This window comes from Anaeromyxobacter paludicola (assembly GCF_023169965.1).
In the GTDB taxonomy this organism is placed as follows: Bacteria; Myxococcota; Myxococcia; order Myxococcales; family Anaeromyxobacteraceae; genus Anaeromyxobacter_B; species Anaeromyxobacter_B paludicola.
Genome location: NZ_AP025592.1, coordinates 4098807 through 4119783, shown reverse-complemented (window position 1 = coordinate 4119783; position 20977 = coordinate 4098807). Strand labels below are relative to the sequence as shown.

The 20977-nt window shown below is 73.5% G+C and carries 19 protein-coding genes; 14 read left to right on the top strand and 5 right to left on the bottom strand.

Features of this window, described 5'->3' with window-relative positions; translation table 11 throughout:
- The first annotated feature begins 8 nt into the window (after nucleotides 1-8).
- Together AMPC_RS18350 and AMPC_RS18345 are read left to right on the top strand one after the other, a co-directional pair.
- Nucleotides 9-881, top strand: a complete 873-nt coding sequence (locus tag AMPC_RS18350) for a DNA-3-methyladenine glycosylase family protein (RefSeq protein WP_248342989.1) — start codon at nucleotides 9-11, stop codon at nucleotides 879-881.
- Between the two features lie 28 nt (nucleotides 882-909).
- A complete protein-coding gene (locus tag AMPC_RS18345; RefSeq protein ID WP_248342988.1) occupies nucleotides 910-1419 on the top strand; it encodes a GNAT family N-acetyltransferase in 510 nt (169 codons plus the stop codon).
- A 24-nt stretch (nucleotides 1420-1443) separates the two neighbouring features.
- Here the strand turns inward: AMPC_RS18345 and AMPC_RS18340 are convergent, their stop codons facing one another.
- The gene (locus AMPC_RS18340; protein WP_248342987.1) at nucleotides 1444-2238 is read right to left on the bottom strand and encodes an aldo/keto reductase; all 795 of its coding nucleotides are present in this window, start codon (nucleotides 2236-2238) and stop codon (nucleotides 1444-1446) included.
- A gap of 81 nt (nucleotides 2239-2319) precedes the next feature.
- Complete coding sequence (locus AMPC_RS18335) at nucleotides 2320-3285, bottom strand: hypothetical protein (protein WP_248342986.1); 966 nt, start codon at nucleotides 3283-3285, stop codon at nucleotides 2320-2322.
- A gap of 177 nt (nucleotides 3286-3462) precedes the next feature.
- Between AMPC_RS18335 and dnaE the strand changes: the two genes are divergently transcribed.
- The 5 genes from dnaE to AMPC_RS18310 all read left to right on the top strand — a co-directional run bounded on the left by dnaE (nucleotide 3463) and on the right by AMPC_RS18310 (nucleotide 10269).
- Nucleotides 3463-7083, top strand: a complete 3621-nt coding sequence (gene dnaE / locus AMPC_RS18330) for a DNA polymerase III subunit alpha (protein ID WP_248342985.1) — start codon at nucleotides 3463-3465, stop codon at nucleotides 7081-7083.
- A 290-nt stretch (nucleotides 7084-7373) separates the two neighbouring features.
- Complete coding sequence (locus AMPC_RS18325; protein ID WP_248342984.1) at nucleotides 7374-7853, top strand: helix-turn-helix transcriptional regulator; 480 nt, start codon at nucleotides 7374-7376, stop codon at nucleotides 7851-7853.
- Between the two features lie 93 nt (nucleotides 7854-7946).
- Nucleotides 7947-9155 (top strand): threonine ammonia-lyase, encoded by a 1209-nt coding sequence (locus AMPC_RS18320; RefSeq protein WP_248342983.1) that lies wholly within the window; start codon nucleotides 7947-7949, stop codon nucleotides 9153-9155.
- A 100-nt stretch (nucleotides 9156-9255) separates the two neighbouring features.
- Nucleotides 9256-9870, top strand: coding sequence for an RNA polymerase sigma factor (locus AMPC_RS18315; protein WP_248342982.1), 615 nt, complete (start codon nucleotides 9256-9258; stop codon nucleotides 9868-9870).
- 63 nt (nucleotides 9871-9933) lie between these two features.
- Entirely contained in the window at nucleotides 9934-10269 is a 336-nt protein-coding gene (locus AMPC_RS18310) for a hypothetical protein (protein WP_248342981.1), read from the top strand.
- Between the two features lie 33 nt (nucleotides 10270-10302).
- On the opposite strand, the gene bioF is transcribed toward AMPC_RS18310, so the two are convergent.
- Together bioF and bioB are read right to left on the bottom strand one after the other, a co-directional pair.
- Nucleotides 10303-11475: an 8-amino-7-oxononanoate synthase gene (gene bioF / locus AMPC_RS18305; protein ID WP_248342980.1), complete on the bottom strand. Its 1173-nt coding sequence runs from the start codon at nucleotides 11473-11475 to the stop codon at nucleotides 10303-10305.
- A complete protein-coding gene (gene bioB, locus AMPC_RS18300; protein ID WP_318654305.1) occupies nucleotides 11472-12578 on the bottom strand; it encodes a biotin synthase BioB in 1107 nt (368 codons plus the stop codon). The genes bioF and bioB overlap by 4 nt, the downstream gene beginning before the upstream one ends.
- Nucleotides 12579-12686: 108 nt before the next feature.
- Between bioB and radA the strand changes: the two genes are divergently transcribed.
- A complete protein-coding gene (radA, locus tag AMPC_RS18295) occupies nucleotides 12687-14066 on the top strand; it encodes a DNA repair protein RadA (protein WP_248342979.1) in 1380 nt (459 codons plus the stop codon).
- Here the strand turns inward: radA and glpK are convergent.
- Nucleotides 14063-15667, bottom strand: a complete 1605-nt coding sequence (gene glpK / locus AMPC_RS18290; protein WP_248342977.1) for a glycerol kinase GlpK — start codon at nucleotides 15665-15667, stop codon at nucleotides 14063-14065. The two genes, radA and glpK, sit on opposite strands and share 4 nt — an antisense overlap.
- Nucleotides 15668-15762: 95 nt before the next feature.
- On the opposite strand from glpK, the gene AMPC_RS18285 reads away from it, so the two are divergent.
- The 6 genes from AMPC_RS18285 to AMPC_RS18260 all read left to right on the top strand — a co-directional run bounded on the left by AMPC_RS18285 (nucleotide 15763) and on the right by AMPC_RS18260 (nucleotide 20963).
- Nucleotides 15763-16080, top strand: coding sequence for a DUF3467 domain-containing protein (locus tag AMPC_RS18285; protein WP_248342976.1), 318 nt, complete (start codon nucleotides 15763-15765; stop codon nucleotides 16078-16080).
- 116 nt (nucleotides 16081-16196) lie between these two features.
- Nucleotides 16197-16955: an ABC transporter substrate-binding protein gene (locus AMPC_RS18280; RefSeq protein WP_248342974.1), complete on the top strand. Its 759-nt coding sequence runs from the start codon at nucleotides 16197-16199 to the stop codon at nucleotides 16953-16955.
- A gap of 38 nt (nucleotides 16956-16993) precedes the next feature.
- Nucleotides 16994-17794 carry an amino acid ABC transporter permease gene (locus AMPC_RS18275; protein ID WP_248342972.1) on the top strand — a complete coding sequence of 267 codons (801 nt, stop codon included), beginning with the start codon at nucleotides 16994-16996 and terminating at the stop codon, nucleotides 17792-17794.
- Nucleotides 17795-17796: 2 nt separating this feature from the next.
- Nucleotides 17797-18567, top strand: coding sequence for an amino acid ABC transporter ATP-binding protein (locus AMPC_RS18270; RefSeq protein WP_248342970.1), 771 nt, complete (start codon nucleotides 17797-17799; stop codon nucleotides 18565-18567).
- A 51-nt stretch (nucleotides 18568-18618) separates the two neighbouring features.
- Nucleotides 18619-20061 carry a DcaP family trimeric outer membrane transporter gene (locus tag AMPC_RS18265; protein WP_248342969.1) on the top strand — a complete coding sequence of 481 codons (1443 nt, stop codon included), beginning with the start codon at nucleotides 18619-18621 and terminating at the stop codon, nucleotides 20059-20061.
- A 293-nt stretch (nucleotides 20062-20354) separates the two neighbouring features.
- Nucleotides 20355-20963: a helix-turn-helix domain-containing protein gene (locus tag AMPC_RS18260; RefSeq protein ID WP_248342968.1), complete on the top strand. Its 609-nt coding sequence runs from the start codon at nucleotides 20355-20357 to the stop codon at nucleotides 20961-20963.
- Nucleotides 20964-20977: the final 14 nt, after the last annotated feature.

The window sequence follows — 20977 nt, the reverse complement described above, 5'->3', positions numbered from 1 at the left end:
ATGGCGCGATGCGCCTCGAGCTCACCCTCCCCTACCGCCCGCCCTACGATCTCGAGGCGCTGCTCCGCTTCTTCGCCGCCCGCGCCATCCCCGGCGTGGAGCAGGTGGAGAGCGGCGCCTGGCGCCGCGCCGTCTCCACGCCCGGCTTCCAGGGCGTGATCTCGGTCCGGGCCGCCACCGACGGCTCGCCGGCCCTCGAGCTCTCCCTCACCTCGGCGCGGCGCCCCGCCGCCCCGGTGGTGGAGGCGATCCGGCGCGGCGTCACGCGCGTCTTCGACCTCGACGCCGACCCGGAGGCGGTCCAGGCCCACCTCGGCAAGGATCGGCGCCTCGCGCCGCTCCTCGCCGCCCGGCCCGGCCTGCGCATCGCCGGCGCGTTCGATCCCTTCGAGATGTCGGTGCGCGGGATCGTGGGGCAGCAGATCTCGGTGAAGGGGGCGGTGACGATCCTGGGGCGGATCGCGAAGGCGCACGGCGCGCCGCTCGAGGACGCCCGCGGGCTCACCCGCCTCTTCCCCGGGCCGGAGGCGCTCGCCGAGGCCGACCTCGCGCCGCTCGGCCTCACCCGCGCCCGCGCCGAGGCGGTCCGGCGCATCGCCCGGGCCCTCCGCGACGGCGCCCTCTCCCTCGAGCGCGGGCCCTCCCTCGAGGAGACGGTCGCGCGCCTCGTGGCGCTCCCCGGCATCGGCCCCTGGACCGCCCAGTACATCGCCATGCGCGCGCTCGGGGAGAAGGACGCCTTCGTCGCCGGCGACCTCGGGGTGCGGAAGGCGCTGGCGCGCGGCGGCGCGCTGCCCACGGTGGCGCAGGCGGAGCGGCGGGCGGAGCGGTGGCGGCCGTTCCGGGCGTACGCGGTGATGCAGCTCTGGGCGGGAGCGTAGCGGCCGCCCGCCATGGTACGACGCGGGCATGGACCCGTCGCTCGAGACCCCCCGGCTCCTCCTCACGCCGCTCACCCTCGGCGACGTCGGCACCCTGCGCGCGCTGATGATCGACCCGGACGTGCGCCGCTGGGCGGCGGAGGGACGCGTCCTCTCCGAGGCCCGCGTGCGCTACCTGACCCTGCGGAGCCTCGCGACCTTCCAGCGCCACGGCACCGGCGCCTTCGGGCTGCGGCTCCGCGCCGGCGGCGCCTTCGTCGGGTACGCCGGCCTGCTGCCCGCCCACGCGCCCGAGGGCGGGCTCGAGCTCGGCGCCGGGATCTGGCCGCGCTACTGGCGGAGCGGGCTCGCCTCCGAGGCGTGCCGCGCCGTCCTCGACGACGCCTTCGGCCGGCTCGGCCTCGCGCGCGCGCTGGCGTGCGCCGACGCCCCCAACTTCCGCTCCCTCGCGCTCATCGCGCGGCTCGGGTTCCGCCAGATCCGCACGGCCCCCGGCACCTTCGGCGCCATCCGCTGGTTCGTGCGCGAGCGGCCGTGAGCCCGGGCGGGCGCGGCCCCGAGCTCACCCGTGGACCACGCGCCCGAGCTCGCGCATCCAGGCGAGCTCCTCCTCCGACATCGGCCCGCGCTCCAGCGCCAGGAGGTTCTCGCGCAGCCGCTCCGGCGTGCCCGGGGCCGAGAGCACCACGTCCACGTGCGGCGAGGTGAGGCAGAACCGGTAGCAGTCGCCCGCCGTGGGGACCTTCCCCTTCCAGCCCTTCGGCGGGCGCAGGAGCTTCGTCCAGCTCGTCGCCGTGTAGGCCACCACCGCCGGGCGGCGCGCCGCGAGGTGCGGGAAGATCTCCCGCTCCGCGCCCGGGTGCGCGGCGTTGTAGCGGATCATGAGGAGGTCGAGCGGCGAGTCCTCCGCCAGCCGCCCCGCCCGCGGGCGGTCGTGGATGGAGCACCCCAGCGCGCGCACCTTGCCCTCCGCCTTGAGCCGGACGAGCTCGTCCACCACCGCCGGCGTGAAGGCCGACATCTTCCCGAGCCAGTAGAGCTGGAAGACGTCGAGGTAGTCGGTGCCGAGCACCGTGAGCGCCCGCTCCACCCGCTTGCGCAGCGAGCCCGGCAGGAAGCCGAAGGTCGGCCCCGTGGCGAGGATGAGCTCCTCCCGCCGCGTCCGCGCCACCTCGCGCAGCACGCGGGTGAGCTTCTTCGCCATGGGGTTCCAGAAGACGTAGTTCATCCCCCGGTCGAGCGCCTCGCGGATCCCGGCCTCGTCGAGGCCGTAGCTCGCGGAGAGCCCGAGCCGGAAGGCGCGCTTGCCCGCGAAGGCGGGCGGGGCGCGGTGGAGGAAGTCGCCGTCGTTGGCCATGGCGGCGAGCATCCCGCCGGCGGCGGCGGGCGGCAAGGGGAACGGTGGGCGCTCCTGGCGAGCCTTCCGCCCGCTCCGCCGTCAGTACCCGCTCATCCCGGCTCCCCCGGTCGCGGCCCCGGCCGCGGCCCCCTGGCTGGCCGTCGCGAGCGCCTGGCGGGTCGCGTCCACGGCGGCGGCCAGCGCCAGGCGGGCGCCGTAGAGGTCGCCCTGCGCGACCAGGGCCCGCGCGGTCGCGAGCGCCTCGTCGGCGGCGCGCGCCTGCGCCGCCTCGGCCCCCACGCCGAACCGGGCCGCCTCCTCGCGCAGCCGCGTGAGCCGTGCCTGGGCGGCGTCGAGGTCGTCGCCGACCGAGCCGGTGCCGAGCGAGAGGAGCTGGGCCGCCTCCTGGGTCGTGGCGAGCGCCTCCGCCGCGAGGCTCGCCCGGACCTGCGGGCTCCGGGCCTGGGCCTGCCGGTCGGCGTCCACCGCCGAGAGCTGCCCCTCGAGGGCGGTCACCCGCTCCCGCATCGCGGCCAGCGCCGCCTGCTGCGCCTCGTCCCGCGCGCGGAGCGCCCCGAGCTCCGACTCGAGCGCCGCGAGCCGCCGCGCGGAGTCGGCCTGCGCCGCCTCCGAGGGCGGCGTGGTCTCCGGCCGCGGCGACGCCGGCCCCGCTCCACCCGCCGCGGCGGAGGATTCCTCGGGCGGGCTCGCGCCCGCGGCCAGGGCGGGAGCTGCGGAAGCCGTCGCCTCGCGCGCCCCGGACGGTGGTGGCGGCTGGTCGGGCGCGGTCGCAGGCGGCGCCGAAGCCACGGCGGGCGGAGCAGCAGCCGGGGCTGGCGCCGGCGCGCCGATCGGGGACGGGGCCGCGCCCGGCGCGTCCGCGGGCGAGTCGCCGCCGGCGGCTGGGAAGGCGGAGGGCTCACCGGCGCCGTCCCGCCGCGCGTCCGCGGAGGCGACGGTCGCGACCCGCCGCCGGGCCTCCGCCCGCCCGCGCCAGGTCCTCGCCCCGACCGCGGCGAGGGCCACGAGGAAGAGCAGCAGGAGCAGCGCACGGATCCGCGTCATCGCCCTCGCCTCCGGGTCGGCCGAGCGGGGCGCCCCGCCGGTCCGCCCCCTCCAAGCTGGGGGCTCGCCCGTCGGCCCGGCACCCCCGTTCCGGCTGGAATTTCGCGGGCCTGGATCCCCTGGCGTCCCGTCAGACCCGCCTGCTAGAACTGCCCCTCCCCAAGGGAGCGCACCGCCTTGTCCGACTTCGTCCACCTGCACCTGCACACCCTCTACTCCCTGCTCGACGGGGCCATCCGCATCAAGGACCTGATCGAGAACGTGAAGAAGAAGGGGATGACCTCGGTCGCGGTCACCGACCACGGCAACCTCTACGGCGCGGTGGACTTCTACAAGAAGGCGAAGGACGCGGGCGTGAAGCCCATCCTCGGGTTCGAGGCCTACGTCGCCGGCGAGAAGGGGCGCAAGGACCGCTCCGAGCGCGTCGGGCGCCACCTGATCCTGCTCGCGAAGGACAACGAGGGCTGGGCGAACCTCCGCTACCTCTCCTCGATGGCCTTCACCGAGGGCTTCTACTACGACCCCCGCATCGACAAGGAGCTGCTGCGCGGGCACGCCAAGGGGCTCGTCGGCATGACCGCCTGCCTCGCCGGCGAGGTGCCGCGCCTCATCCGCAAGGGCGACATGGACGGCGCGCGCGCGGCGGCGCGCGAGTACCGCGACATCTTCGACCCCGGCTCGTTCTTCCTGGAGGTGCAGTCGAACGGGATGAAGGAGCAGATCGAGGTGAACGCCCGGCTCGCCGAGCTGGCCGAGTCGGAGGGCATCCCCCTCGTCGCCACCGCCGACGCGCACTACGTCTCGCGCGCCGACGCCAAGGCGCACGAGGTGCTGATGTGCATCGCCTCCAACAAGACCTTCAGCGACCCGAAGCGGCTCCGCCACGACACCGACGGCCTCTTCATCACCAGCGCCGACGACATGCGGCAGGCGCTCCCGGAGTACAAGGAGGCCATCGCCAACACGCTGCGCATCGCCGACATGTGCAACGTGAAGCTCGACCTGGGGAAGAACTTCCTCCCCCGCTTCCAGCTCCCCGACGGGCTCTCCGAGGACGACTACATCGTCAAGCTGGCGCGCGAGGGGCTCGACCGGCGCTTCCGGGAGGTCGCCGGGCAGTACGAGGTCGACCGCGACCTCTACCGGCAGCGGCTCGAGATGGAGCTCGGCGTCATCAAGAAGATGGGGTTCTCGGGCTACTTCCTCATCGTCCAGGACTTCATCAACTGGGGGAAGCAGCACCAGGTCCCGGTGGGCCCGGGCCGCGGCTCGGGCGCGGGCTCCATCGTCGCCTACGCGCTGCGCATCACCGACCTCGACCCCATCCGCTGGCACCTCCTCTTCGAGCGCTTCCTCAACCCCGAGCGCGTCTCGATGCCCGACTTCGACGTCGACTTCTGCCAGAACCGGCGCGACGAGGTGATCCGGTACGTCACCGACAAGTACGGGCGCGACAACGTCGGGCAGATCGTCACCTTCGGCTCGCTCAAGGCCCGCTCGGTGATCCGCGACGTGGTCCGGGTGATGGGGCTGCCCTTCTCGGAGGGCGACCGGATCGCGAAGCTCGTCCCGGATCCGGTGCAGGGCAAGACCCCGCCGCTCAAGGAGCTGCTCTTCGGCACCGAGAAGGCGGCGGCCGAGCCGCGGCTCAAGGAGCTGTACGAGAAGCCGACGGTGGTCTCCACCTGGACCGACGCCCAGGGCGCGCAGCACCAGGTCACCACCAAGGACGTCCTCGACATCGCGGTGGCGCTCGAGGGGCTGAACCGGCAGACCGGGCTGCACGCCGCCGGCGTGGTCATCGCCGACAAGCCGCTCTGGGAGTACGTCCCGGTCTCCCGCGACGACGACTCCGGGATGCTGGTCTCGCAGTTCGCCAAGGAGGAGGCGGAGAAGGCCGGCCTGGTGAAGTTCGACTTCCTCGGCCTCAAGACCCTCACCGTCATCGACGACGCCATCCGGCTGGTCCGCAAGAACCACCCGGACCAGGCCGGCCTGGAGGCGAGCCAGATCCCGCTCGACGACCCGGCGGTCTACGAGCTCATCAGCCGCGGCGACACCGCCGGCGTCTTCCAGATGGAGTCCTCCGGCTTCACCGAGATGGTGATGAAGATGAAGCCCTCGCGCTTCGAGGACGTCATCGCCGCCGGCGCGCTCTACCGGCCGGGGCCGCTCGACCAGAAGCTGGAAGACGGCCGCACCATGGTGGACGTCTACATCGACCGCAAGCACGGGCGCGACAAGGTCACCTACGCGCACGAGAAGCTCGCGCCCATCCTGGCCGACACCTACGGCGTGATCGTCTACCAGGAGCAGGTGATGCAGATCTCCCAGGTGCTGGCCGGCTACAGCCTCGGCCGCGCCGATCTGCTCCGCCGCGCCATGGGCAAGAAGAAGGCCGAGGAGATGGCCAAGGAGCGGGTCGGCTTCATGGAGGGCTGCCGGAACCTCCACGTGGACGAGACCGTCGCCGGCGGCATCTTCGACCTGATGGAGAAGTTCGCCGCCTACGGCTTCAACAAGTCGCACTCGGCGGCCTACGGCCTCCTCACCGTCCAGACCGCCTGGCTCAAGGCCCACTACCCGGTGGAGTTCATGGCCGCGCTCATCTCGAGCGAGGCCTCCAACACCGACAAGGTGGTGACCCACATCTCGGAGGCGCGCGCCGACGGGATCGCGGTGCTCCCGCCGGACGTCAACGAGTCGCTGGCCGAGTTCTCGGCCCTGCCCTCCGGGGAGGCGGGGAAGAAGGGGCGCATCCGCTTCGGCCTGGGCGCGGTGAAGGGCGTCGGCGAGTCGGCGGTGCAGGCCGTCCTCGCGGCGCGCGGCGAGGGCGGGCCGTTCAAGGGGCTCTTCGACTTCTGCGCCCGCATCGACCCCCGCAAGATCAACAAGAAGGTGCTCGAGGCGCTCGTGAAGTGCGGCGCCTTCGACTTCGAGGGGCTGCCGCGCTGGAAGCTCTTCTACGGCATCGACGCGGCGCTCGCCGCCGGCTCCTCGGCCGCCGCCGACCGGGCCAGCGGCCAGAAGAGCCTGTTCGGCGGGGTGGCCGCCGCGGCCGAGGTCAAGCCGCGCTGGCCGGAGCCGGGCGACCCGGTGGGCGAGTCCACCGTGGAGGAGTGGCCGGAGCGGGTCCGGCTCGCCTTCGAGAAGGAGGCGCTCGGCTTCTACATCACCGGCCATCCGCTGCAGGGGCACGAGAAGGAGGTGCGCCGCTACGGCTCGGTCACCGCCGCGCAGGTGGCCCAGAAGCGGCCCGGCGACCGGGTCACCGTGGTGGGCGTGGTCTCGTCGCTCCGCGAGAAGGTGAACAAGGAGAAGGGGACGCGCTTCGGCTTCTTCACGCTCGAGGATCTCTCGGGCACGGTCGAGGTGATCTGCTGGGGCAGCCGCCCGGCGCAGGGCAACCGGCCGGCGCAGAAGGGCTGGGCCGACTGGGAGCTGATGGTGAAGTCGGACGAGCCCATCGTGATCCACGGCGAGGTGAAGCAGAACGTCCGCGACGAGGAGAACCCGCGCGCCGAGGTGCAGGCCGCCGACATCCTGCCGCTCGCGCTCATGCGGTCCCAGAAGACCAACGAGGTGGCGCTCCGGATCGACGCCGACCGGCTCGACCGAGACCGGGCCACCGCGCTCAAGGCGCTCCTCGCGAAGCACCCAGGCAACTGCCCGGTGACCGTCCGAGCCATCATCCCCGAGGAGAGCGAGACCACGCTGCGGGTGCCGTCCCGCGTCACGCCCGCCGACGAGCTCCTCGAGGCGGCCCGCCGCATGGGCTTCGAGGTGGACCTGCGCTGAGGGCCGGCGGCGAACGCCCCCGTGAAACACTCCGTCTCACCGGTGAGACGCTCCGTCTGTGTGCACTGGGGGAGAAGGTGCGCGGATTGGCCTGCAAAACGGGCAATTCGCGCGCGACTCACCTGAACGGGGCACCCCTCGATCACGGGGACCCGAGCGCTCTTCGCCCCCGAGTACTGCTTTTGCGCTAGTATTCCGCTCGACTCATTGCGTTGGGGGGAGTCGCCATGGAGTCCAGCGTCCGGGCAGCGATGCCCAGAGGTGCGTCAGCGTACTGTGATGTGAGCGGTGTGCTGGCCTGTGATCGTCAGGCGGAGGAGCTGCTCCGCTCGTTCTGGGGAGACGTCCACGACGGCGCCCCGATGCCGGCGGAGCTGCGCGGGCTCGCGGAGGGGGCGCAGTCCGGTCCGCCGGGCGTGCGTCGCGCGCTCACCATGGAGCGCCCGGGCGAGCGGCTGCGGATCGAGGTGACGGCCGTCGGTCGCGGCCGGACGCACCTCCACCTGTGGCGCGAGCGGATGCTCGCCGCCCTTCAGTCCGCGCCGCCCGCCACCGTCGAGGGTGCCGGCATCGAGCCGCCGCACGTCTCCGACAACCTCACGCAGCGCGAGCGCGAGGTGGCGCTGCTGGTGGCCGACGGGCTGCGGTCGCGCGAGGTCGCCGAGCGGCTCGGGATCGCCGCCCAGACGGTGAAGAGCCACCTCAAGACCATCTTCGACAAGCTCGGCGTGCGCAACCGCGTCGAGCTGGCGCGCCGGCTCGGCGCGTAGCGCCGCAGCGGGAGGAGACGGCTCGCGGCACCGGCGGGAGCGCCCGCTGCCCCTTGCTCCAGGGGAGCGCAGGGGGTAGCGTCGCTCCTCCCCATGTACGTCACGCTCGAAGAGATCGCGGCGGCGCGCGAACGGATCGCGGGCCACATCTACCTCTCGCCCTGCTCGCCGAGCGAGCTCCTGTCGCGCCTCACCGGGTTCCGCGCGCTGCTCAAGCTCGAGAACCTGCAGATGACCGGCGCCTACAAGGAGCGCGGCGCCCTCAACCGGCTGCTGCTCCTCTCGGCGGAGGAGAAGAAGCGCGGCCTCATCGCCGCGAGCGCCGGCAACCACGCGCAGGCGGTGGCCTACCACGCCGGCCGCCTCGGCCTCTCCGCCACCATCGTGATGCCGGAGGCCACCCCGATCATGAAGGTGGCCAACACCCGCGCCCACGGCGCGCGGGTGGTGCTCCACGGCTCCTCCTACGACGAGTCCTACGCCGAGGCGCGGCGGCTCGAGCAGGAGGAGAAGCTCACCTTCATCCACCCGTTCGACGACCCGGCGGTGATCGCCGGCCAGGGCACCATCGGCCTCGAGCTGCTCGAGCAGGTCGAGGGGCTCGACGCGGTGGTGGTGCCGGTCGGCGGCGGCGGCCTCGTCTCCGGCATCGGCGTCGCGGTGAAGGAGCGCGCCCCGCGCGTGAAGGTCATCGGCGTCGAGACCGAGGTGCTCCCCTCGATGCTGGCCTCGGTGGAGGCGGGCGAGCTCGTGACCCTGGAGTCGGCCTCGACGCTCGCCGACGGCATCGCGGTGAAGCGCCCGGGCGAGCGCACCTTCGAGCACGTGAAGCGCTACGTGGACGAGATCGTCACCGTGAGCGAGGAGGAGATCGCGAGCGCGATCCTCTACCTCATCGAGAAGGAGAAGACGGTGGCCGAGGGCGCCGGCGCCGCGCCGGTGGCGGCGGCGATGCACCGCAAGCTCTCCGGGCTCGCCGGCAAGAAGGTCGCGCTCGTCCTCTCCGGCGGCAACATCGACGTGAACGTCATCGCCCGGGTGATCGAGCGCGGCCTGGTGAAGGACGGCCGCCTCGTGCGCATCGACGTGGCCCTCCTCGACAAGCCGGGCCAGCTCGCCAAGGTCTCGTCGATCATCGCCACCCACAAGGCCAACGTGATCGAGGTGCACCACACGCGCGCCTTCACCGACCGCTTCGGCGACACCCGGCTGCAGCTCACGCTCGAGACCCGCGGCCCCGACCACGCCGAGGAGGTCATGCGCGGGCTGCGCGAGCGCGGCTACCACGTCGAGCGCTCCTGAGGCGCGCCGCGCGGCCCCCGCCCGGCCGCTCCGGATCCGGCCCCGCCGGTGCGGTTGACGCGGGCGGGAGCCGCGCCCATCTCAGCGCGGGGCTCGGGCCATGGTGGAGCGCAGGAGCGCGCGAGGAGCGGACGGTGAAGCGGCCCTCCGGGACGCCGCCACCTCGCTCCTGCGCCAGCACGGCAGGCAGATCCTCCGCTACCTCTCCGCCCTGCTGCACGACCGGGAGGCGGCCGCCGACGTCTTCGGCGCGTTCGAGGAGGACCTGTGGCGAGGGCTCCCCTCCTTCCGCGGCGAGTGCTCACGCAAGAGCTGGGCCTACCGGCTCGCCCTGCACGCCGCCATCCGGTACCTGCGCGATCCGTGGCGGCGGCGCGCGGTGCCGCTCGGGCCCGGCGCCGGCCTCGACGCGGCGGACGACCTCGCGCCCGGCGCCGCGCAGCCGACCTCGTCGGATCGGGCCGAGCAGCGGACGCGGGCCGTGGCGGCGCTCCGCGAGCAGCTCCGGCCGGCGGAGCGGACCCTGCTCGCGCTGCGCGTCGATCAGCGGCTCTCGTGGGAGCAGGTCGCGGCGGTGCTGTCACGGCCCGGCGAGCCGCCCGCCCAGCCGAGCGCGCTCCGGAAGCGCTTCGAGCGGCTCATCGCGAAGCTGGGCCGGCAGGCGCAGGCCATCGGGCTGCTCGGATCGACGGTCCCGGCGCGGACCCGAGGCTGAGGTCCCGGTCGCCGTGGCGCGGGTCACGCAGAGGGCCGTCACAAACATCGACCGCCGGACTCCATGATGCGTCCCCACGCCATCCTCGTGGCCGGGACTCTGGAGGTCGCCATGCTGTCGTCCAAGCCCACGCCGTCGCCGTTCACGCTGCCGAGGCGGCACTACGTCCGGGACGCGATCATGGTGACCGCCTGCCTGTCGATCATCGGAGGGTTCGTGGCCCAGGCGTCGATGACGCCCTCCGCGCCGGCCGCCTCGCTCGCGGGCGCGCCGCTCCTGGCGGAGCGCACCCCCTCTCGCGAGCGACTGGGCCGGCGCGGCGCCCAGGACCTCGGGGCCTTCGCGACCGGCACGCCGGCGCTCTACCCTCCGTGCGCCACCGCCACCGTCGCGCGGTGAGCTCGCCGGGCCGCTCCGTGAGGCTCGCCGTCCCTACCGCGGCAGCCCCGCCAGCACGTCGCCGAGCGCGCCGAGGAACCCGTCCACCTGCTCCGGGGCGTGATCCGCCGAGAGCGTGACCCGCAGCCGGCTCGTCCCCGCGGGCACGGTGGGCGGGCGGATGGCGCGCACGAGGAAGCCCCGCTCGCGCAGCCGGCGCGAGGCCTCGAGGGCGAGCCGCTCGTCGCCGAGGATCACCGGGAAGATGGGCGCGACCACCTCGCCCATCGGGAACCCGAGCCGCTCGAGCCCCGCCTTCATGCGGGCGGTGAGCGCGCCGAGCCGCTCGCGCCGCTCCGGCTCGGCCGCGAGGAGGTCGAGCGCCGCGAGCGCCGCCGCGCAGGCGCCGGGCGGGAGCGCGGTGGTGAAGACGAAGGTGCGGGCGCGCGAGACGAGCCACTCGCGCAGGTCGTGGCTGCCGGCCACCACCGCCCCGAAGCTCCCGAGCGCCTTGCCGAGCGTGCCCATCACCACGTCCACGCGGCCGGAGAGGCCGAGCGCCTCGCAGAGGCCGCCGCCCCGCGCCCCGAGGATCCCGGTGGCGTGCGCCTCGTCCACGTACAGCATGGCGCCGTGCCGCTCGCAGAGCGCGGTGAGCTCGGCCAGCGGGGCGGCGTCGCCGTCCATCGAGAAGACGGCGTCGGTCACCACCAGCTTGCGCCGGGCGCGGCTCGCCGCGAGCAGGTCGTCGAGCTCCTGCAGGTCCTTGTGCCGGTAGCGCACCGTGCGCGCGAAGGAGAGCCGGCAGCCGTCCACGATCGAGGCGTGGTTGAGGACGTCGGAGAAGATGGCGTCGTCCTTGCCGGTGAGCGCGGCGGGCACGCCGAGGTTGGCGTGGTAGCCCGAGGAGAAGAGGAGCGCCGCCTCCTTGCCCTTGAGCCGCGCCAGCCGCTCCTCGAGCTCCCGGTGGACCGGGAGGTCCCCGCAGACGAGCCGGGACGCGCCGGCGCCCGCCCCCTCCGCCTCGCTCCGCGCCGCGGCCGCGGCGCGCACGCGCGGGTGGGCGGCGAGCCCGAGGTAGTCGTTGGAGCAGAGGTTCACGAGCGCGGCGCCGCCGAGCCGGACCACCGGCCCCTGCGGCGAGCCGAGCGGCTCGAGGCCGCGGCGGAGCCCCTGCGCCTCGAGCTTCTCGAGGGCGCCGGGGATCCAGTCGAGGGCGCCGCTCACGCGCAGCCCGGCCGCTGGCCCACGACCGGCAGCCGCGGCTTCGCCGTGCGCGCGTCACCCTCCGGCGCCCGCGTGTTCCACCCCGTCTGCCCCGGCGCCTGGCCGCGGAAGGCCCAGCGCTCGGGCTCGGGCGTGGGGCGCACCTCGAGCCCCTGCCCGCGGATCATCGACACCACCTGCTCCGGGGTCATGCCGGCGCTGGTCAGGTAGTTCCCGACCATGGTGCCGTCGGCGCCGGCCTCGAAGATGAGGTCCTGCCGGCCGCCCAGGTTCACCTCGCGCCCGCCCATCACGAAGACGTGGGCCGCCGGCATCACCAGCCGGAAGACCGCCAGCGCGGCGAGGCACTCCTCCGGCGTGATGGCCTTCAGGTCCTGCATCGGCGTGCCGGGCCGCGGGTTGAGGAAGTTCACCGGGATGCAGTCCACCTCGAGCTCGCGCAGCGTGAGCGCCAGCTCGACCCGCTGCTCGGGCGTCTCGCCCATGCCGAGGATGCCGCCGGTGCAGAGCTCGAACCCGAGCGCCTTGGCGGCGCGGACGGTCTCGAGCTGCTCGTCGTAGGTGTGCGTGGTGCAGACGTTCCCGAAGTGGCTGCGGGCCGTCTCGAGGTTGTGGTGGTAGTGCATGAGCCCGGCCGCCTTGAGCCGCTCGAGCTCCGGGCGGCGCATGAGGCCGAGCGAGGCGCAGGGCTCGACGGTGGTCTCGGCCCGGATGCGCCGCACCGCCTCCTCGAGCGTGCGCAGCTCCGACTCCTTCGAGACGCGGGTGCCCGACGCGACGATGGAGAACTCGCGCGCCCCGGCCTGCTCGGCCAGCTTCGCCTGCGCCACCATCTCGTCGGCGCCGATCATCGGGTACTCGGGCGCGCCGGTGTCCTTGAAGTGGGCCGACTGCTGGCAGAAGCCGCAGTCCTCGGGGCAGTGGCCGCTCTTCGCGCTGGTGATGCCGCAGAGCGAGACCTCCTTCCCGTGCACCGCCTCGCGCACCGCCCTGGCGCGCGCCATCAGGGCGGCGAGCCCCTCGGGATCGGTCTGGCGGATGAGTCGGTAGGCTTCTTCGGCGGAGATGGGCTCGATGCCGGGAGGGAGCGGTCGCTTGCTCATGGGTGGGGGAACCTTACCAGGGAGGAAGGCGTCGTCAACCAGCCCCACACACCAGGGTTGACCACGGACCGGCCGCCACTTCGTCAGGGGCGCCTGCTATGGAGCCGCATGGCCCGCGCCGCAGTGAAGACCGTCTACGCCTGCACCGAGTGCGGGCAGTCGAGCCCCAAGTGGCTCGGCCAGTGCCCCGCCTGCCGGAAGTGGAACACGCTGCAGGAGGAGGTGGCCGTCCCCGAGCCCCGCGCCGGCGGGCGCGTCCACCCGGCCGGCTTCGGGAGCGCCCGGCCGCTGCCGCTCTCGGAGGTCGAGGCCGGGGAGGCGGCCCGCACCCGCACCGGCATCGGCGAGCTCGATCGCGTGCTCGGCGGCGGCCTCGTGCCCGGGCAGCTCATCCTCCTCGGCGGCGACCCCGGCATCGGCAAGAGCACGCTGCTCCTCGCCGCCCTCGACCAGCTCTGCCGCGCCTTCGGCGACCGCCCCGTGCTCTACGTCTCCGGCGAGGAGTCGGCCCGCCAGGTGAAGCTCCGGGCCGACCGGCTCGGCGTCGCCGCGGGCAGCCTGCGGGTCTTCGCCGAGACCGACGCCGTGAAGGTGCTCCACGCCGCCGAGCAGCTGAAGCCCGCGGTGCTGGCGGTGGACTCGATCCAGACCCAGTACCTCCCCGAGCTCGCGAGCGCGCCCGGCACGGTGTCGCAGATCCGGGAGGTCACGGCCCGCCTCATGGCCTTCGCGAAGACCAGCGAGACCGCCACCTTCCTCGTCGGCCACGTCACCAAGGACGGCGCCATCGCCGGCCCGCGCGTGCTCGAGCACATGGTGGACACCGTCCTCTACTTCGAGGGCGGCGGCGCGCACCCGTACCGCGTGCTCCGCTCGCACAAGAACCGCTTCGGCTCGGCGAGCGAGATCGGCGTCTTCGAGATGAAGGCCAGGGGGCTGCAGGAGGTGCCGAACCCGTCGGCGCTGTTCCTGGCGGAGCGCCCGGAGGACGCCCCGGGGAGCGCGGTCACGGCGGCGCTGAACGGCAGCCGCACCGTGCTCGTGGAGGTGCAGGCGCTGGTGGCGCCGACCGGCTTCGGCACCCCGCGCCGCACCGCCCTCGGCCTCGACTCCAACCGCGTCGCGCTGCTGGCCGCGGTGCTGGAGAAGAAGGTGGGGCTCGAGATCCTGGGCTGCGACCTCTTCGTCAACGTGGCCGGCGGCCTCACCCTCGACGACCCCGCGGCCGACCTCGCCTGCATCGCCGCGCTCGCCTCGAGCTTCCGCGAGAGGTCGATCCCGCAGCGCACGCTCGTCCTCGGCGAGGTGGGGCTCGCGGGCGAGGTCCGCGCCGTCTCGCAGGCCGAGTCGCGCCTCGCCGAGGCGGCCCGGCTCGGGTTCGACCGGGTGCTGCTCCCGGCCGCCAACGCGCGCCACGCCGAGCTGCCGGCCGGGCTCGAGGCGGTGGCGGTGACGACGGTGGACGAGGCGCTCGAGCGGCTCTTCTAGGGCGCCGCGTCGGAGGTCGTGGGCGCGGGCGCGGGCTGCGCGGGCGGGGCCGAGGGCGCTGGCTCGGCGACCGGGGGCGCCGCCGTGGCCGACGGGGCGGCGGCGGGCGCGGCCCAGCCGACGGCGAGCGCCAGCGCCTTCCGCCACCGGCCGAGGTGCCGCTCGCGCTCCTCGGGCTTCATCTTCGGCTCGAAGCGCTTGCCCACCTTGAAGTAGCGGCCGATGTCGGCCCGGTCGGGCCAGAGCCCCACCGCGAGCCCGGCCAGGAAGGCGGCGCCGAGCGCGGTGGTCTCGATCATGCGCGGCCGCTCCACCGGGACGCCCAGGAGATCGGCCTGGAACTGCATGAGCAGGTCGTTCTGGGACGCGCCGCCGTCCACCCGGAACGCGGGGAAGGGCCGGCCGGCCTCGACGCTCATGGCCTCGGCGAGGTCGTGGATCTGGAAGGCGATCCCCTCGAGCGTGGCGCGCGCGAGGTGGCCCGCCGTGGTGCTGCGGTCGAGGCCCGCGATGACGCCGCGCGCCTCCGGCTTCCAGTGCGGCGCGCCGAGCCCCGAGAGCGCCGGCACGAAGATGACCGCGCCCGAGTCCTTCACCGTCTTCGCGAGCGCCTCCACCTCCGACGACTTCTTGATGAGCCCGAGCCCGTCGCGGAGCCACTGCACCGCCGCGCCGGCCACGAAGGCCGAGCCCTCGAGGGCGTAGCTCACCTCGTCGCCGATCTTCCAGGCGACCGTGGTGAGGAGCCCGCGGCGCGAGAAGACCGGCTCCGGCCCGGTGTTCTGGAGCAGGAAGGCGCCCGTGCCATAGGTGCACTTGGCCGCGCCGGCGTCGAAGCAGGCCTGGCCGAAGAGGGCCGCCTGCTGGTCCCCGGCGATGCCCGCCACCGGGATGCCGTCGGGCAGGCTGCGCACGCCGCGCGTCACCCCGAGCACCTCGGACGAGCCGCGGATCTCCGGCAGCATCTGGCGCGGCACGCCGAAGAGGTCGAGCAGGTCCCGATCCCAGTCGAGCGTCCGGAGGTTCATGAGCAGCGTGCGGCTCGCGTTCGAGACGTCGGTCACGTGGGCCGCGCCCTGGGTGAGCCGCCAGACGAGGTAGCTGTCGATGGTGCCGAAGACCACCTGCCCGGACTCGGCCTTCTCGCGCGCCCCGCGCACGTTCTCGAGGATCCACTGCAGCTTGGTGGCCGAGAAGTACGGGTCGAGCACGAGCCCCGTCTTCTCGCGCACGACCGGCTCGTGCCCCTCCGCCTTCAGCCGGGCGCACAGGTCGGCCGTGCGCCGGTCCTGCCAGACGATGGCGCTCTGGAGCGGCTTGTGGGAGCGGCGGTCCCAGACGGCGGTCGTCTCGCGCTGGTTGGTGATGCCGATGCCGGCGATCTCGCCGCCGCGCACCCCCGCCTCGCGCAGCGCCTTCTCCATCGCGCCGTGGATGGAGCCCCAGATGTCCTCGAGGTCGTGCTCCACCCAGCCCGGCTTCGGGAAGAGCTGGCGGAACTCCTGGTTCACCCGCGCGCGGACGTTGAGCCGCTTGTCCAGGATGAGGACGGTGGTGCCGGTGGTGCCCTGGTCGATCGCGACGATGTGGGTGGCCGCCATGGTCGCCCTGTTTACCCGGAAGGGCCGACATCGACCATGCTCCTGACGTGACCTCGACCTTCTTTCGCCGCGCGGATTCGGGTAGAGCGTGGCCCATGCCCGACCAGCCGCCGAAGCCGCCGCAGCCCGTCCAGATCCAGATCGAGCTCGACCCCGCCATCGCCAACGGCGCGTTCGTGAACCTCGCGATGGTGAACCACACCGAGACCGAGTTCACGCTCGACCTCATGTACCTCCAGCCGCAGGCCCCCCGCGCGACCGTCCGCGCCCGGGCCATCACCACCCCCAAGCACGCGAAGCGGCTGCTCCACGCCCTCCAGGAGAACCTGGCGCGCTACGAGGCCCGCTTCGGCCCGATCGACCTCGACACGCCGCACTTCCCGGGGACCCCCGGGAACCCGATCGTCAACTGACGCGGCGAGTCATCCCGCGGGGCTGGACGGCGGCCGGGCGGGCGACGGGGGCACCCCTTGCGGGACGCGGCGCAGGTGACTAGTCTGCGCCGCCTACACCTCCAGAGGAAACGACAATGACCCTGCCGAAGTGGCTCGCAGTCCTGGTGCTGGCCTCCGTCGCGGTGACCGCCCAGGCCCGCACGTTCGAGGAGATCAAGAAGGACGGCAAGATCGTCATCGCCTCCGAGGGCGCCTTCCCTCCCTTCAACTACTTCCAGGGCCCGACGCTCAGCGGCTTCGAGATCGACCTCGCGAACGCGCTCGCGAAGCGCATGGGGCTGCAGGTCGAGTGGCGCGCGCTCTCCTTCGACGCGCTGCTCGCCGGGCTGCGCCAGGACCGCTGGGACATGGTGATCGCCTCCTTCGGCATCACCGACGAGCGCTCCAAGGCCGTCACCTTCAGCAGCCCCGAGTACTGCTCGGGCGGCATCATCGTGGCGAAGGACCCGGCCATCCGCGCCTCGAAGGACCTCGCCGGCAAGGTGGTCGCGGTCCAGACCGGCACCACCTACCTCGAGAACGTGAAGAAGCTCTCCTCCGTCAAGGAGGTGAAGAACTTCCCGCGCGACACCGACGCCCGCTCGGCGCTCGCCAACGGCCGCGTGGACGCCTGGGTGACCGACAAGTTCGTCGCCAAGGCGGCCCTCGCGTCGAACCCCGGCGGCATGCACATGGGCGAGTTCGTGTTCGTCGAGCGGATCGCCCCGGCCGTGAAGAAGGGCAACGCCTCGCTCGCCAAGGCCCTCGACAAGGCCCTCGCCGAGATGATGGCGGACGGCAGCTACGGCGCCCTCTCGCAGAAGTACTTCGGCGAGGACATCCGCTGCCGCTAGCGGCTCCGCTCCACCCGCGCCACCCGCACCGCCCCCCCATGCCGACCGCCCCGCAGGACGGCTCCCGGACCCTCTGGCCGGCGAGCTGGACCCGCCAGCAGCGGAGCACCGCCACCATCCTGGTGTCGAGCTTCGCGCTGGTGCTCTTCATGTGGCTCGTGGCCCGCCCGTTGGCGCGCATGCCCGAGCCGATCGGCCCGGCCGCGGAGCAGTTCGCGGAGGGCACCCGGGTCACCGTCGAGCTCACGCTCGTCGCCGGGCTCATGGGGATGGTCGCGGGGGTGCTCGCGGCGGTGGGGAAGCTGTCGCGCTTCGCCCCGCTGCGCTGGGCGGCCGAGTTCTACGTCTGGGTGATCCGCGGCACGCCGCTGCTGGTCCAGGTGCTCTTCGTCTACCTGGCCCTGCCGATGATGGTGCCGCAGCTCAAGCTCTCCGACTTCAACTCGGCGGCCCTGGCGCTCGGGGTCAACGTGGGCGCCTACAACGCCGAGGCCATCCGGGCCGGCATCGGCGCCATCCCCAAGGGGCAGACCGAGGCGGCGCGCTCGCTCGGGCTCTCGCCGCTCCAGACCTTCGGCTCGATCGTCTTCCCGCAGGCCCTCAAGATCGCGCTGCCGCCGCTCGTGAACAACGTGGTGGCGCTCCTCAAGGACTCCTCCCTCGCCTACGTCATCGGCGTGGTGGAGCTCTCCAACATCGGCAACCGCGTCCAGGCGGCCACCTTCCAGCCGGTGCCGGTCTTCATCGCCACCGCGAGCATCTACCTCGTGCTCACCACCGTCCTCACCCAGATCGCCGGCGCCATCGAGCTGCGGATGGACGTCGAGCAGCGCCACTAGCCATGTCGCACGTCCACCCCACGGCGGCGGCCGCGCCGCGCGCGCCGCTCATCACCGCCGAGCGCGTCAACAAGCACTTCGGCCCCGCCCACGTCCTGCGCGACGTCACCACCGCCTTCTACGAGGGCGAGGTGGCGGTGATCGTCGGCGCCTCCGGCTCGGGCAAGTCCACCTTCCTGCGCACCCTGAACCGGCTCGAGAAGCACGACTCCGGCCGCATCGTGGTGGACGGCATCGAGCTCGACGACAGCGTGAGGAACCTCGACGCCATCCGGCGCGAGGTGGGGATGGTGTTCCAGCAGTTCAACCTCTTCCCGCACCTCACCGCCCTCGAGAACGTCTCCCTCGCGCCGCGCAAGGTGCGCAAGGCGCCGCGCGAGGAGGCGAACCGGGCGGCGCTCGAGATCCTCACCCGCGTCGGGCTCCAGGACCACGCCCACAAGCACCCGCACCAGCTCTCCGGCGGCCAGCAGCAGCGCGTCGCCATCGCGCGCTCGCTGGCGATGCAGCCCAAGGTGCTGCTCTTCGACGAGCCCACGAGCGCCCTCGATCCGGAGATGATCAACGAGGTGCTCGACGTGATGAAGGACCTCGCGGCGGCCGGGATGACGATGGTCGTCGTCACCCACGAGATGCGCTTCGCCCGCGAGGCCGGCGACCGGATCCTCTTCTTCGACCAGGGCAGCATCCTCCAGGAGGCCGCCCCCGACCCGTTCTTCGACGACCAGCAGCACCCTCGCATCCGGGCCTTCCTCGGCCAGATCGAGCACTGACGCTCCACCGCAACGCCGCTTCAGACACCCCAGACCCGGAGCTCCCGACACATGAGAGTGACTCGCACGCTCGGCGGCGCCTGCGCCGCCGCCGCCCTCCTCCTCGGCTCGCCCGCCCTCGCCGCCGACCCCGCCCCGAGCCAGGACGACCTGCGCGCCGAGGTGAAGAAGCTCCGCGCCGAGCTCGACGCGCTGAAGGCCCAGAAGGCCCCGGCCCCCGAGGCGCAGGCCGGCGCCGAGGAGGGCCCGTCGGTCGCCGACCGGCTCGACCTCCTCGAGATCAAGCAGAAGGACGCGGTGGTCGCGGGCGACATCCCGAACTCGTTCCGCATCCCCGGGACCGAGACCTCGCTCCACCTCTACGGCTTCGCCGAGCTCAACTACGTCCACGAGTTCCGCGGCGACAACGCCGACATCGACTACTCGACCTTCGCGCCGTACCTGCCGCTCTACGGGTCGGCGGAGTCGGAGCGCAAGGGGCGCGACTACCTCACCGCCCGCACCTCGCGCGTCGGGATCGACGCCTCCACCCCGACGAAGTTCGGGCCGCTGGTGATCAAGATCGAGGGCGACTTCAACAACGAGCCGCGCACCGGCGGGACCGACCTCTACGGCAGCGTGAAGGACATCTACACGCAGCAGGCGACGAGCAGCTACGGCTTCCGCATCCGCCACGCCTACGGCGTGTTCGCCGGCCTCCTCGCCGGCGAGACCTGGTCCACCTTCATGGACGTGGACAACTCGCCGGAGACCGTGGACTACAACGGCCCCATCGGCGCCACCTTCATCCGCCAGGCGCAGCTCCGCTACACCTACGCCACGCCGACCTGGGGCAACTTCACCGTCGCGCTCGAGAACTCGGACGCCTACGCGCTCGACCAGAACCTCACCCCGACCACCGCCGGCTTCTCGCGGCTGCCCGACCTCATCGCCCGCTGGGACGGCTCGTTCGACTGGGGCACCATGAGCGCCCGCGCCCTCACCCATGAGATCCGGGTGCAGGCCGGCAACAGCGCCCAGGCCGCCTCGTACCGCGGCTACGGCGTCGCCGCCACCGCGCTCGTGAAGATGCGCGACAACCAGGACTACCTCAGCCTGGGCGTCACCTACGGCGACGGCATCGGCCGCTACATGAACTACATCGAGGGCGCCTTCTACGACCCGAACACCAATCGGGTCATCGTGGAGCAGGCCATCGGCGCGGTCGTCGGCTACCAGTTCAAGCCGACCGACTGGGTGCGCTTCAACCTCGTGGGCGGGTTCACCCGCAACTTCGACAACGAGTACACCACCTACGCCGCCGCCAACGGGCTCGACTCCGGCCGCTTCGGCATCAACCGGATGGTCCGCCAGGTCCACTTCGGCCCCATCTTCACGCCGGTGCGGAACATCGACCTGGGCGTCGAGGGCATCTGGGGCGATCGCGAGACGCTCAAGGGCGAGAAGGGCGACATGGCCCGCCTGAACTTCTCGGCCAAGTACTACATCTTCTAGCCGCGCCGGGCGGGCGGCCCCGGTCCTCCGCGGGCCGCCGCCCCCTCCCTCACCCTCCCCCGCTCGCGCGGGAGAGGGGAAGAGGGTCCCTGGTGAGCCGGCCCGCGGCACCTCGGCCACCTCGCAGTACCTCGCAGCAGCCCGCTGCGCCCGAGCCGCTCCCCCGCGGCCCTTCCCCTCCCCGCCGGGCGGGGAGGGCCAGGGAGGGGCGGCCAGCAGGATCCGCGGCCCCGCCGCCCACCCACCCGCCGCGCCCCGCAGCCTCGCGGGCGCGGCGTCGTTATGTGCGGGGCGTGCCCCTCCCCGTCGCCCTCGTCGGACCCGACCCGCTCTCGCTGGGCGGCCTCGCCGCGCTCCTCGCCGCGCGCCCCGAGCTCTCGCTCGTGGCGCAGCTCGCGCCGGAGCAGGCGTCCCCCGGCGCCCTCGCGTCGGCCGGGGCCGCGGCCGCGGTGGTGGACCCGGGGCTCCCCGCCCGCTTCGAGGCGCTGCGCGCCGTCGCCGCCGCCCTCCCCGCCATCGCGCTCGTCTCCTCCGAGGCGGAGGCCCCCGGCGCGCTCGCCGCCGGCGCGCGCGGGGTGGTGCGGCGCGACGCCGGCCCGGCGCGGCTCGCGGCCGCCCTCCTCGCCGCCGCCGAGGGGCTCCTGGTCCTCGACGCGCCGCTCTCGGACCGGCTCCTCCGCCCGCCCCCCGCCCTCGCCGACCCCGAGCCGCTCACGCCGCGCGAGCGCGAGGTGCTGGCGCTCCTCGGCGAGGGGCTCGCCAACAAGTCGATCGCGCAGCGGCTCGGGGTGAGCGAGCGCACCGCCAAGTTCCACGTCGAGGCGATCCTCACGAAGCTCGGGGCCGAGAGCCGCGCCGAGGCCATCGTGCGCGCCGCCCGGCAGGGCTGGCTGGTGCTCTGACCCCTGTCCTTCCG

Coding starts and splice junctions, on each gene's coding strand:
- AMPC_RS18275 (WP_248342972.1), top strand. CDS start 16,994: ATGCCGACCGCCCCGCAGGACGGCTCCCGGACCCTCTGGCCGGCGAGC.
- AMPC_RS18350 (WP_248342989.1), top strand. CDS start 9: ATGCGCCTCGAGCTCACCCTCCCCTACCGCCCGCCCTACGATCTCGAG.
- AMPC_RS18340 (WP_248342987.1), bottom strand. CDS start 2,238: ATGGCCAACGACGGCGACTTCCTCCACCGCGCCCCGCCCGCCTTCGCG.
- AMPC_RS18280 (WP_248342974.1), top strand. CDS start 16,197: ATGACCCTGCCGAAGTGGCTCGCAGTCCTGGTGCTGGCCTCCGTCGCG.
- AMPC_RS18310 (WP_248342981.1), top strand. CDS start 9,934: ATGATGCGTCCCCACGCCATCCTCGTGGCCGGGACTCTGGAGGTCGCC.
- AMPC_RS18265 (WP_248342969.1), top strand. CDS start 18,619: ATGAGAGTGACTCGCACGCTCGGCGGCGCCTGCGCCGCCGCCGCCCTC.
- AMPC_RS18345 (WP_248342988.1), top strand. CDS start 910: ATGGACCCGTCGCTCGAGACCCCCCGGCTCCTCCTCACGCCGCTCACC.
- AMPC_RS18320 (WP_248342983.1), top strand. CDS start 7,947: ATGTACGTCACGCTCGAAGAGATCGCGGCGGCGCGCGAACGGATCGCG.
- AMPC_RS18315 (WP_248342982.1), top strand. CDS start 9,256: ATGGTGGAGCGCAGGAGCGCGCGAGGAGCGGACGGTGAAGCGGCCCTC.
- radA (WP_248342979.1), top strand. CDS start 12,687: ATGGCCCGCGCCGCAGTGAAGACCGTCTACGCCTGCACCGAGTGCGGG.
- AMPC_RS18335 (WP_248342986.1), bottom strand. CDS start 3,285: ATGACGCGGATCCGTGCGCTGCTCCTGCTGCTCTTCCTCGTGGCCCTC.
- AMPC_RS18270 (WP_248342970.1), top strand. CDS start 17,797: ATGTCGCACGTCCACCCCACGGCGGCGGCCGCGCCGCGCGCGCCGCTC.
- bioB (WP_318654305.1), bottom strand. CDS start 12,578: ATGAGCAAGCGACCGCTCCCTCCCGGCATCGAGCCCATCTCCGCCGAA.
- AMPC_RS18285 (WP_248342976.1), top strand. CDS start 15,763: ATGCCCGACCAGCCGCCGAAGCCGCCGCAGCCCGTCCAGATCCAGATC.
- glpK (WP_248342977.1), bottom strand. CDS start 15,667: ATGGCGGCCACCCACATCGTCGCGATCGACCAGGGCACCACCGGCACC.